The 11,936-nt window shown below is 66.2% G+C and carries 9 protein-coding genes and 1 tRNA gene; 9 read left to right on the top strand and 1 reads right to left on the bottom strand.

Features of this window, described 5'->3' with window-relative positions; translation table 11 throughout:
• The coding region (gene mutL, locus E2493_RS19345) for a DNA mismatch repair endonuclease MutL (RefSeq protein WP_135090170.1) at positions 1–1,035 on the bottom strand (1,035 nt) is incomplete at its 3' end.
• A 148-nt stretch (positions 1,036–1,183) separates the two neighbouring features.
• On the opposite strand from mutL, the gene E2493_RS19340 reads away from it, so the two are divergent.
• From E2493_RS19340 to E2493_RS19300, 9 genes are all read left to right on the top strand, one after another.
• A complete protein-coding gene (locus E2493_RS19340) occupies positions 1,184–2,224 on the top strand; it encodes a rod shape-determining protein (RefSeq protein WP_135090168.1) in 1,041 nt (346 codons plus the stop codon).
• 15 nt (positions 2,225–2,239) lie between these two features.
• On the top strand, positions 2,240–3,139 hold the full coding sequence (mreC, locus tag E2493_RS19335) for a rod shape-determining protein MreC (RefSeq protein ID WP_135090166.1): 900 nt from the start codon (positions 2,240–2,242) through the stop codon (positions 3,137–3,139).
• Positions 3,136–3,651 carry a rod shape-determining protein MreD gene (gene mreD / locus E2493_RS19330; protein WP_135090164.1) on the top strand — a complete coding sequence of 172 codons (516 nt, stop codon included), beginning with the start codon at positions 3,136–3,138 and terminating at the stop codon, positions 3,649–3,651. Before mreC ends, mreD begins: the two co-directional genes overlap by 4 nt.
• Entirely contained in the window at positions 3,648–5,591 is a 1,944-nt protein-coding gene (gene mrdA / locus E2493_RS19325) for a penicillin-binding protein 2 (RefSeq protein ID WP_135090162.1), read from the top strand. The genes mreD and mrdA overlap by 4 nt, the downstream gene beginning before the upstream one ends.
• A gap of 47 nt (positions 5,592–5,638) precedes the next feature.
• Complete coding sequence (gene rodA, locus E2493_RS19320; protein ID WP_135090172.1) at positions 5,639–6,697, top strand: rod shape-determining protein RodA; 1,059 nt, start codon at positions 5,639–5,641, stop codon at positions 6,695–6,697.
• Between the two features lie 162 nt (positions 6,698–6,859).
• A tRNA-Lys gene (locus E2493_RS19315) sits at positions 6,860–6,935 on the top strand.
• A gap of 180 nt (positions 6,936–7,115) precedes the next feature.
• Positions 7,116–9,515, top strand: a complete 2,400-nt coding sequence (locus E2493_RS19310; protein WP_135090160.1) for a DEAD/DEAH box helicase family protein — start codon at positions 7,116–7,118, stop codon at positions 9,513–9,515.
• Between the two features lie 14 nt (positions 9,516–9,529).
• Positions 9,530–10,717, top strand: coding sequence for a restriction endonuclease subunit S (locus tag E2493_RS19305; RefSeq protein WP_135090158.1), 1,188 nt, complete (start codon positions 9,530–9,532; stop codon positions 10,715–10,717).
• Entirely contained in the window at positions 10,644–11,885 is a 1,242-nt protein-coding gene (locus tag E2493_RS19300) for a class I SAM-dependent DNA methyltransferase (protein ID WP_135090156.1), read from the top strand. The genes E2493_RS19305 and E2493_RS19300 overlap by 74 nt, the downstream gene beginning before the upstream one ends.
• The last annotated feature ends 51 nt before the right edge of the window (positions 11,886–11,936 follow it).

The following is an 11,936-nucleotide window of genomic DNA, read 5'->3' as shown; positions in this document are numbered from 1 at the left end:
GGCGGCGGGCGCGGCCTGCCAGGCGACCTCCTGCGGCCGCTGCGCGCTGCGGTGGCCCGCCGCGTCGAGGGCATGGCGCAAGCCGCCGATGATCAGCCCGCGGATCAGCGCCGGATCGCGGAAGCGCACCTCGGTCTTCGCCGGATGGACGTTGACGTCCACCTCCTCGCCCGGGAGATCGATGAACAAGGCGACCACCGGGTGACGATCGCGGGCGAGCATGTCCTGATAGGCGCCGCGCACCGCGCCGATCAGCAGCCGGTCCTTCACCGGCCGGCCGTTGACGAACAGGAACTGATGGTCGGCGATGCCCCGATTGAACGTCGGCAGGCCGGCAACGCCGCCGAGCCGCGCCCGCCCCCGCTCGAAGTCGATCGCGACGCTGTTCTCGGCGAGCGCGCGATCGGTGAGCGCCGCGACCCGCGCCGGGCGGTCCTCGCCGGGCTGGACCGACAGCGTGCGGCGGCCGTCATGCTCCAGGGTGAAGCCGATGTCCGGCCGCGCCATGGCGAGGCGTTTCACCACATCGACGCACGCCGCATATTCCGATCGGTCCGACCGCATGAACTTGCGACGCGCCGGAACCCGCGCGAACAGATCCTCCACCAGGATCCGCGTGCCCGGCGGAAGCGCCGCTGGCCCTTCGGCGACCACCGCCCCATTGTCCACCGTGCGCGACCAGCCGTCCTTGCCGCGCACCCGGCTCTCGATCCGAAGCCGGGCGACGCTGGCGATCGACGGCAGCGCCTCGCCGCGAAAGCCGAGCGTCTCGACCTGGTCGATGTCGTCGCCAGGCAGTTTGGAGGTGGCGTGGCGCTCCAGGGCGAGCGCCATCTCCTCCGGCGCCATGCCGCAACCGTCGTCGATCACCTCGATGCGGCCGATCCCGCCGTTTCCGAGCGAAATTGCGACGCGGGACGCGCCGGCGTCGATCGCATTCTCTATAAGCTCCTTGAGCGCGCTGGCGGGCCGTTCGACGACCTCGCCAGCCGCGATTCGATTGACCAGATGCTCAGGAAGTCTGCGTATAGACATGGTTACCGCTCTAGCTTAAGCGGGCTCATCCCGCGAGCGGCTTTCACATGTCCTGTGGCGCTGGCGACGGGAGCATCTCATAGAAGCAACATTCGGGCGGGACTGGGAAAATCGGCCCCGCGGACGTCAGGAAGCGAGACCAGCCACCATGTCCCTCACGCGTTTCTTCAAGTTCCCGTCCCATGACATGGCGATCGACCTCGGCACCGCGAACACGGTCGTCTACGTCCGCGGTCGCGGCGTCGTTCTCAACGAGCCGTCGGTCGTCGCGATCGAGACGCTGAACGGCGTCAAGCGCGTCAAGGCGGTCGGTGACGACGCCAAGATGATGATGGGCAAGACGCCCGATCAGATCGAGGCCATCCGCCCGCTGCGCGACGGCGTCATCGCCGACATCGACGTCGCCGAGCAGATGATCAAGCACTTCATCCAGAAGGTCCACGGCAAGCGCCGCTTCCCGCGCTGGCCGGAGATCGTGATCTGCGTCCCGTCGGGCTCGACCTCGGTCGAGCGCCGCGCGATCCGCGACGCCGCCTCCAACGCCGGCGCCAGCCAGGTGTGGCTGATCGAGGAGCCGATGGCCGCCGCGATCGGCGCCGACATGCCGGTCACCGAGCCGATCGGATCGATGGTCGTCGACATCGGCGGCGGCACCACCGAGGTCGCCGTGCTCTCGCTGCGCGGCCTCGCCTACACCACCTCGGTGCGCGTCGGTGGCGACAAGATGGACGAGGCGATCTCCTCCTACGTCCGCCGCAACCACAATCTGCTGATCGGCGAAGCCACGGCCGAGCGGATCAAGAAGCAGGTCGGCATCGCCAAGCCGCCGGTCGATGGCGACGGTCTCACCGTCCACATCAAGGGCCGCGACCTGGTCAACGGCGTGCCGAAGGAGATCACGATCAACCAGCGCCAGATTGCCGAGGCGCTCTCCGAGCCGGTCGGGACGATCGTCGAAGGCGTGCGCATCGCGCTCGAGAACACCGCGCCGGAACTGGCCGCCGACATCGTCGACCAGGGCATCGTGCTCACCGGCGGCGGCGCCCTGCTCCAGGGCCTGGACGAGGTGCTGCGCGACGAGACCGGCCTGCCGGTCACCGTCGCCGAGGATCCGCTGACCTGCGTCGCGATCGGCACCGGCCGCGCGCTCGAGGAAGAGATCTTCCGCGGCGTCCTGCAGACCGCCTGAACGGGACCATAGATCATGGCGCCGCCATCCAACCGGCGCCCCGGTTTCTCCCGGAAGGCGCAATACGGACTGTTCCTCGGCTACGTCGTCGCCGTCGCGGGCGTGCTGTTCGCGCTGCTGCTGCTGACTCTGTCGATCGTCGACCCGCGCGGCTTCACCGCCCTGCAGGGTGCCGCGCTGGACGCGACCCGGCCGATCTCCTCGGCCGGGCGCAGCGTCGTCGGCTTCTTCGGCGGCATCGGGGACGGCATCGGCAATTACTTCAATGCCGCCGCCCAGAATGACGATCTGAAGCGCCAGCTCGCCGCCAGCAAGCGCAAGATGATCGAGGCGCGGGCCACGGAGCTCGAGAACCAGCGGCTGAAGGCGATCCTGAAGCTCGCCCAGACGGCAGAGGAGGAAGTCGCGGTCACCCGCGTCGTCGGCTCCTCGTTCGATTCGGTCCGGCGGCTGGCCACCCTCTCGGCCGGCTCGTCCTCGGGTATCCGCCCGGGCCAGCCGGTCCGCGCTCCCGAAGGGCTGATCGGCAGCGTCATCGAGACGGGCCGCTGGGCCGCGCGCGTCCTGCTCGTCAGCGACGCCGCCAGCAACGTGCCGGTGCGCCTGGTTCGCGACGGCACGCCGGCGATCGCCACCGGCCGGGGCGACGGCACGATCGATCTCAAGACGCTCGAGGTGGGCAAGAACCCGTTCCGCCGCGGCGACGTGGTCGTCACCTCCGGGGTCGGCGGCGTCTATCCGCCGAACGTCCCGGTCGCGGTCGTGCTGAGGACCGAGGGCGACAACACCATCGCCAAGCCTCTTGCCGATCCGAGCACCGTCGATTTCGCGATGGTGCTCAAGCCGTTCCAGCCGCTCGCCGACCAGCCGCTTTCTGAGGCGACCAGCTCGGCCCTGCAAGGCACGCCGCAATGAGCCGGATCGCAGGCTCGGACCGCGACGTCGCGTGGTGGAGCGCCCGGCGCCAGCTGGTGCCGGTGCTCAGCACGCTCGCGGCCGCCCTGCTCGACGCCCTGCCGATCGTCATCCAGGCGCCCCTCGTCCCCGATTTCGCCTTTCTGGTGCTGATCGCTTGGCGTCTGCTGCGCCCGGAGATGTGGCAGGCGTCGGTGGCGCTGCCGCTCGGCCTGTTCAACGATCTCGTCTCGGGCCATCCGCTCGGCCAGTCGATGGCGATCTGGACGGTCACCTTCCTGCTCCTCGACGTGATCGACAGCCGGGTCGGCTGGCGGGATTACTGGCTCGACTGGCTGTTCGCCTGCCTCGCCATCGCCGGCAACAGCGCGGCGGGCTGGTACGTCGCGCGGCTCGCCGGCGCGCCCGTCCAGTTCGAGATCCTGCTGCCGCAGCTGGCGCTGTCGGTCTTCGCCTATCCGCTGGTCGCACGGCTCGTGCTCAGCCTCGATCGCTGGCGGCTGGCGCGATGAAGCGGCGCGGCGCCCCGGTCATCACCGAGAACAGCCAGGCCTACACCTTCACGCGTCGCGCGCTGGTGCTCGGCGCGGCGCAGGGCGTGCTCGCCGCCGGCCTCGCCGCGCGGATGGGCTATATCTCGATCGCCGAGAACGAGCGCTACAACCTGCTTTCGGACGAGAACCGGATCCAGATGCGGCTGATCCCGCCGCGGCGCGGATGGATCGTCGACCGGCACGGACAGCCGATCGCCATCAACCGGTCCGACTTCCGGGTCGACATCATCCCCGACCGGCTCAAGGAGCCCGATCGCGTCCTCGGCGAGCTCGCCCGCCTTCTCCAGCTGCCGCCCGACGAGCTCGAGCGGATCCGGCACGAGCTCAAGCAGGCTGCCGGCTATCAGCCAGTGCCGGTCGCCGAGAATCTGGCGTTCGACAAATATTCGGCGGTGATGGTTCGCCTGCCGGAGCTGTCGGGGGTCGCGCCGCTCCGCGCCTTCTCGCGCTTCTATCCCGACGGCGCGGCCGTCGCACACCTGATCGGCTACGTCGGAACGCCGAACAAGAAGGAATATGAGGCCGAGAACAAGAGCCCGCTGCTGATCACGCCCGGATTCAAGATCGGCAAGGAAGGTCTTGAAAAGACCATGGAGCAGCGGCTGCGCGGCAAGCCCGGCGCGCAGCGCGTCGAGGTCACTGCGCGCGGCGCGCTGGTTCGCCAGCTGACCACCCTGCAGGACGTTTCCGGCCAGCCGCTGCCGCTCACCATCGACGGCGGCCTGCAGACCTTCGCGGCACGGCGGCTGGGCGACGAATCCGGCTCGGTGGTGGTCATCGATTGCCTGACCGGCGACATCCTCGCGCTCGCCTCGATGCCGGCCTACGACCCGAACAGCTTCACCGACGGCATCAGCCAGAACGAGTGGAAGATGCTGTCGCAGGACGAGCGCCACCCGCTGATCAACAAGGCGCTGAACGGCCTCTACCCGCCGGGCTCCACCTTCAAGCCCATGGTCGCCATGGCCCTGCTCCAGGCCGGGATCGATCCCGAGGACCGCATCCATTGTCCCGGCGGCTTCCAGCTCGGCAGCCGCTTCTTCCGCTGCCTCGGCCGCCACGGCTCGATGACCATGCACACCGCGCTGGCGCGGAGCTGCAACACCTATTTCTACGCGATGGGCCGCCGCGCCGGCATCGACGTCATCTCGGCGATGGGCAAGACGCTCGGCTTCGGCCAGAAGTTCGATCTCCCGGTCGTCTCGCAGAATTACGGGACGATGCCGAGCGCCGAGTGGAAGAAGCGCAAGTATGACGACGATTGGTCGCAGTCGGACACGCTGAACACGTCGATCGGCCAGGGCTATGTGATCGTCAATCCGCTGCAGCTGGCGGTGATGGCGTCGCGGATCGCGTCCGGGCTCAACGTCCAGCCGCGCCTGCTGCGCGAAAGGCACCCCGCCCCTGCCCCTCTGCCCTTCACCAAGGAGCATTTCGAGACGGTGCGCAGCGGCATGTGGGAGGTGGTCAACGGCGCCGGCACGGCCGGGCGCAGCCGCCTCGAGCTGCCCGGCATCGAGATGGGCGGAAAGACCGGCACCGCCCAGGTTCGCCGCATCGTCGGCACCCAGCGCGGTCAGAGCGGCGACTGGAAATATCGCGACCACGGCCTGTTCGTCTGCTTCGCGCCGACCTCGAACCCGCGCTATGCGGCCTCGGTGGTGATCGAGCACGGCATGGGCGGCGCCCGCGCCGCAGCCCCGGTCGCCAAGGACGTGCTCACCTATCTGTTCGACAAGGAGCGGGCGATGGCCTCGCTCGCGAAGTTCGAGGAGCAATGGGGCGGCACGCTCGCCCAGCGCATGGAGGCCCGGGCCCAGAAGTGGCTGGCCGAAAAGGCCGCGGAGAAGGCGCGCGCCGGCACCGCCGGCGGCGCAGCGGGAGCGGCCGGACGGTGAGAGGCGGATCGTTCGTTCCCGCGCCGGTGGCGACGCTGCCGTGGCGGATGCTGTGGATCGTGTTCGCACTCGCGGCGGCCGGGTTCCTCGGCCTCTATTCGGCCGCCGGCGGATCGCTGCTGCCCTGGGCGGCGCCGCACGCGGTGCGCTTCTTCGCCTTCCTCGGCATGGCGATCGTGATCTCGCGCGTCCGCACCGACCGCTTCCACGATCTTGCGTTCGTCGCTTATGGCGGCGGTCTCATCCTCCTCGTGCTCACGCTGATGCTCGGCGCGATCGGCGGCGGCGCGCGGTCCTGGCTGGACCTCGGCTTCGTCCGGCTGCAGCCGTCCGAGCTGATGAAGCCGATCATCGTCTTCGTGCTCGCCCGCTTCTACAGCCATGTGCCGCCCCGCGAGATCAGGCGCTGGTCCGCGATCTGGCCGGTGGCGGTGTTCCTCGGCCCGCCGCTGCTGCTGATCCTGCTGCAGCCGGATCTCGGAACCGCGATGCTGATCATCCTCAACACGATCGCGCTGATGTTCCTGGCGGGCCTGCCGCTGCGCCTGTTCATCGGCGGCGCGGTGGCGGTCGCCGCGGCGCTTCCGACGGTCTATTTCTCGCTGCTGCTGCCGCACCAGCGCGAGCGGGTGCTGATCTTCCTCAATCCGGAGGCGGATCCGCTGGGCGCCGGCTATCACCTCTCCCAGTCGAAGATCGCGATCGGATCGGGCGGCATCTTCGGCAAGGGCTATCTGAACGGCACCCAGAGCCACCTCGAATATCTTCCGGAGCAGCATACCGATTTCGTCTTCTCCGCAATCGCGGAGGACTGGGGGCTGATCGGCGGTGTCGTGCTGATCATCCTCTTCTTCCTGCTGCTGCGCTGGGGCTGGAGCGTCGCGCTGGAGGCCAAGGACCGGTTCGACCGCCTCGCCGCCTCCGGCCTCACGCTCACCATCTTCTTCTACATCGCGATCAACCTGATGATGGTGATGGGCCTGGCGCCCGTGGTCGGCATCCCGCTGCCGCTCGTCTCCTACGGCGGCTCGGCGATGCTGACGGTGATGATCTGCCTCGGCGCGCTGATGGCGATCGACCGCCGCAACCGCCTCAACCGCCGCTAGGCCAGCCTCGGCGCGGCCCTCACCGCGACTTCCAAGCACCTGAGAACGCTTGGGTATTCCAGCGCAGTCGAGGCGCTGGGAAAGATTTCATGCTGCAACTGCAAAAGGCGGTTGCAATCGCGGCGAGGGCCCAGTAGAGGCCCCTCCTGCCCGACAGGCACTGGACGCATAGCTCAGTTGGTAGAGCAGCTGACTCTTAATCAGCGGGTCCTAGGTTCGAGCCCTAGTGCGTCCACCACCCTTTTCAGAGACTTACCTGTTCCAAGCCCTTCGGACGGCGCGGCTCGCCCACCGTCCTCCCCTTTTGCTGCCGGAAGAGCTAGCTGCGAGAACCTAGACGAAGGTTCAAACATGGCGTGCACAGGCGTTTTCGCGAGGACCTTGAGCAGGGGCGTGGTGTTGGCATAGGGGCTGCGCAATGCCTTACAATGAAGCGGATACACGTGCGAACCTCATCGACCCCGCACTCGCGAAATGCGGGTGGACCGCGGATCATATTCGCCGCGAGAAGACCAAGGCGCGCGTCGAGATCGACACCATAGAAGGCAAGGCAAAGCGCCGCGGCGATGGCAGGGTGGACTATCTTCTCCGGTACCGTCTGAACCCTGGCACGCAGCCCGTGGCGCTGGCACTGATTGAAGCCAAGGCGGAGAGCAAGACGCCCGGACACGGGCTACAGCAGGCAAAGGATTATCTCGATAGACACAATGTGCCGTTCGTCTTTTCCTCCAACGGCCATCTCTTCGTCGAATACGACGACTTCACCGGTGTGACGTCGGAGCCGAAGCCCCTAACACAGTTTCCCACGCCCGAGGAGCTTCGTGCGCGATTTGAAGCTGGCAAGGGCTTCAAGCTCGACGCGCCCGAGGCGAAGCCGCTCCTCACGCCCTATCGCGGCGGTGAAGGGCAGCGGCGCTATTATCAGGATGCCGCAATCCGCGCGGTGTTCGAGAAAATGGCGAGGGGCGAGAAGCGCGCGCTGCTGACGCTCGCTACCGGCACCGGCAAGACTTTCATCGCGACCAACCTGCTCCACCGCATTGCTGAGGCGGGACAGCTTACCCGCGCGCTTTTCCTCTGCGATCGCGACGAGCTCAGAAAGCAGGGGCTGCTGGCGATGACTTCGCAATTCGGATCGGACGCCGCTGAGGTGTATCGCCGTGGCGGCCGGAACAATGCTGCCAATGCGCGAGTGCACGTCGCCACATATCAGACGCTTGGGGTGGATAGCGACGCCGACACGGCCAGCTTCCTGCGCGAGTTCTACCCTGAGAACTATTTCAGCCATATCGTCATCGACGAGTGCCATCGGTCGGCGTGGAACCAGTGGTTCCAGGTGTTGGAGCGCAATCCTGATGCTGTCCATATCGGCCTTACCGCCACCCCCCGAAAGCTCGACATCGAAGCATCCGATGATGAGGTGGAGGAGGACCGCCGCCGGATCGCCGACAACGTCGCCTATTTCGGAGAGCCGGTTTACAGCTACGACATCGCCCAAGGTATCGAGGACGGCTATCTCGCCGCCTGCGAGATCGTGCGCCGCGACGTTTTCATCGAGGAGCAGGCGCAGCACGAGGCGGTCACCGGCCTCGGGCGCCGGGAGCTGGCCGACAAGACACTGACCTACCGCCACAGCGGCGACGCGGTCGGCGCGGATTCCGCCAAGCCGCATTACGACGCGAGCCAGTTCGAATCCGAGATCACCATCCCCGAGCGCACCCGGCGAATGGCGCAAGACCTGTTCGATAACCTTCTCGCCACGGGCGGGCCGGAGCAGAAAACGATTATTTTCTGCCACCGAGACGATCACGCGGGCGAGACAGCGACGGCGCTAAACAACATTTATGCCAAATGGTGCACCGACAATGGACAGAAGCGGGTGGCGAACTTCGCCTTCAAATGTACGGCCGAGGCGGGCGGGCAGAGCCTGATCCCCGACTTCAAGGGCGCGGCGCGCAGCCATTTCATCGCATGCACCGTGGACCTGCTCACCACCGGCGTTGACGTGCCTGCTTTGAGAAACGTTGTCTTCTTCCGTTACATGAAGTCGCCAATCAGCTTCTATCAGATGCTCGGCCGAGGCACGCGCATCGACGAGACAACCGGCAAGCTTATGTTTCGCGCGTACGATTATACCGACGCCACCCGATTGCTTGGCGAGGAATTCAAGTCGCGCGCGCCCACCGTGGGCAACCCGACCAAGACGACTGTTCCCGGCGGTGACGATGGCGACGATCATGAGCCGCTGCCGACGGTGATCGTGGTCGAGGGCTTGTCAGTCCGGATCGAGGATGCCGGCCGTTACGTGCTGATGCAGCAGGATGGTCGGGATATTCGAATGCCTATAGCGGAATATAGGGAGAAGATGGCGGCGGAACTTAGGGCGGAGGCGCCCGACGCCGACGCCTTCCGACAGATCTGGATCGAGCCGCCGCGCCGGCGCACCCTGATCGACAGCCTGCTCGGCAAGGGCTTCGCGCCACGCGTCATCCAACATGTCGACGGCCTCACCGCCTATGATGAATATGACGTGCTCGCCTCCGCCGCCTATGAAGCTACGCCGCGGACTCGCGATGATCGGGCGGCGCGATTTGCCTTGGACAACGGGACCTGGCTGGGCCCTATGCCAGCGGACAGCCGCGCTGCAATCTTGGCGCTGACGCAGCAGTTCGCACGGGGCGGCACCGAGGAGCTAGAGACACGAGAGGTCCTGCAGACACCTGCCGTGGCGCGGGTCGGCGGACTTGCGGCACTCAGAAAAGTTGGGGAACCGTCGCAAGTGCTGCGGCAAACCCGTGAAAGGTTGTTTGCGGCGTGACGTCCACCAGATTCTTGACCGTCCGAGAGGTCGCTCCGCTCGTCGGTGAGACGCTTGATCCACAAAGAGCACGAAGCACAGTTTTTGCGCACTACAGCATCCCTGCCTATGACGAAGGCCGGGGACCGGTGCTCGAGCCCGGCTCAGCCATCAAGAGCAACAAGACAGGCTTCCCCCGTGGAGCGGTGCTTTTTTCGAAGCTGAACCCAAGGATATCCAGGGTCTGGCACGTCGACGATGAACAGGAGGCACGTCGCATCTGTTCGACGGAGTTCCTGCCCCTGCACCCCGACACGACCCGTTGCGATGGCCGTTATCTCGCTTGGATGCTTCGTTCGCCGGACTTTGTACGATCCATAGCCGGGCCAAGCGCCGCAACGAAAAGCAGAGAACGAGTCAAGCCGAGCGATGTACTTGGGGGTAAAATTCCGGTCCCGCTTCTTGGGGAGCAGCGCCGTATTGCAGACCTGCTAGACGCGGCAATGACGAATGTCGCACGCGCGCGGGGGGCCCTGAAGAGGCAGATTGACGATTGCGGCCGCCTTAGATTCGCGCTGACCGAAGAGGCCCTCGGCGGCCGAGCGATTGCTACCGACGACAAGAATGACCAGCCTGGTGCGGGCTGGGTGCCGCTGTCCAGCGTGGCACGTCTTGAAAGCGGCCATACGCCAAGCCGCAAGCGGCCGGAATGGTGGGGTGGCGACGTGCCTTGGCTGGCCTTACCGGACATTAGAGCGGTGGACGGCACCACGATCGGAAGGACCATCGAAAACACCAACGAACTAGGCTTGGCGAACTCCTCCGCGCGCCTACTTCCTAAGGCAACGGTTGTATTGTCGCGCACAGCATCGGTGGGATTCGTCGCTGTGATGGGCCGGCCAATGGCCACGAGCCAGGATTTCGTGAACTGGGTGCCAGGGCCGACGCTGCGATCTTGGTACTTGGCCTATGCACTGATCGGCGCACGCGACTACCTACGAGGCCTCTCGTCGGGCGCCGTGCACAAGACAATCTACATGCCGACCTTGAAGAGCCTCCATGTCCGGTTGGCTTCTCTCGAGGAGCAGGATGGGATGGTGGAGCAGATAAGGACTTCCCACTCCTTCACAGACGAAGCGCGAGCGGCCATTGAGACACAATCTGCCGACCTCGACACCCTCCCTACCTCGCTCCTTAGCGCCGCCTTCCGTGGAGAAATCTGACATGGCCCTTGATGATCCGACAATGGCGCGCGCCGATGTGAACGCCGCCGTCTGGGGTGCCTGCGACATCCTGCGTCGTTCCAACGTTGCCGGGGCTCTCCAATACGTGCCGGAGCTTTCGTGGTTGCTGTTCCTGCGGGTGCTCGATTCCCGGGAAGCGCGCGAGGCGGACGAGAGCGCGGCCTTCGGGCAGGAGTTCACGCCGTCGCTGGTCGCGCCGTACCGCTGGCAGGATTGGGCAGCTCCGGACGGGCCCAAACGCCGTGAACTGGCGGCCGGGGCGCTTGGAGCTCTCAAAGGGTTCGTCGATACCGAGCTGCTGCCGCACCTTCGCGCGCTGCGGGACGCACCGGGGGCAACGGCGCGCCAGAAGGTGATCGGCGAGATCGTGGCCTCGACCGAGCGAACCCGGGTCGATACCGACCGCAATCTAGCCGACGTGCTCGATCGCATTCACGCGCTCGACCTTGCCGGCGAGGATTATGACGACCTTTTCCCGCTGAGCCAGGTCTATGAGGGCCTGCTGCTCAAGATGGGCGAGAAGGGCAATGACGGCGGCCAGTTCTTCACGCCGCGCGACGTGATCCGCGCCGTCGTTCAGACTATCGATCCAAAGCCGGGCGAGACGGTGTACGATCCCTGCTGCGGGACGGCCGGATTCCTCATCGAGGCATTCAAGCAGATGCGCCGCAATCTGGGCGAGACCGCCACCGGCGCCGAAATCTCGGCGATGGGCGACCGACGCATCTACGGGCGCGAGAAGGAGACGCTCGTCTTCCCGATCGCGCTCGCCAACATGGTGCTGCACGGCATCGACGCCCCGAACCTCTGGCACGGGAATACGCTATCGGGCCATTCGCAGTATGAAGGGCTGTGGGAAAGCGCGCCGCCCTTGTTCGACGTGATCGTCACCAATCCGCCATTCGGTGGGCAGGAGAATGCGGACGTCCAGACCGGCTTCGCCTATCGCACCTCGGCGACGACGATATTGTTCCTGCAGCACGTGATCGATGCTCTGGCCCCGACAGGGCGATGCGGCATGGTGGTAGACGAAGGGGTGATGTTCCGTACCAACGAAAACGCGTTCGTCCAGACGAAACGAAAATTGCTCGACAGTGACGTGACCCCCAACTTTCATCCAGCCGGGACCAGAGACCGGCGGTTGTGATCGCGCATCGGCGCATGTGAAGCAACGGCCTGCACGCGTGCAGGCCGTTGC

Source organism: Sphingomonas parva (ex Maeng et al. 2020) (assembly GCF_004564275.1).
In the GTDB taxonomy this organism is placed as follows: Bacteria; Pseudomonadota; Alphaproteobacteria; order Sphingomonadales; family Sphingomonadaceae; genus Allosphingosinicella; species Allosphingosinicella parva.
The sequence above is the reverse complement of the archived record's forward strand: the minus strand, read 5'-3'. Positions and strand labels throughout refer to the sequence as shown.

Excerpts from the sequence above, each read along its gene's own strand:
- mrdA (WP_135090162.1), top strand. The coding sequence starts at position 3,648 with ATGAAGCGGCGCGGCGCCCCGGTCATCACCGAGAACAGCCAGGCCTAC.
- mreC (WP_135090166.1), top strand. The coding sequence starts at position 2,240 with ATGGCGCCGCCATCCAACCGGCGCCCCGGTTTCTCCCGGAAGGCGCAA.
- mreD (WP_135090164.1), top strand. The coding sequence starts at position 3,136 with ATGAGCCGGATCGCAGGCTCGGACCGCGACGTCGCGTGGTGGAGCGCC.
- E2493_RS19310 (WP_135090160.1), top strand. The coding sequence starts at position 7,116 with ATGCCTTACAATGAAGCGGATACACGTGCGAACCTCATCGACCCCGCA.
- E2493_RS19340 (WP_135090168.1), top strand. The coding sequence starts at position 1,184 with ATGTCCCTCACGCGTTTCTTCAAGTTCCCGTCCCATGACATGGCGATC.
- rodA (WP_135090172.1), top strand. The coding sequence starts at position 5,639 with ATGCTGTGGATCGTGTTCGCACTCGCGGCGGCCGGGTTCCTCGGCCTC.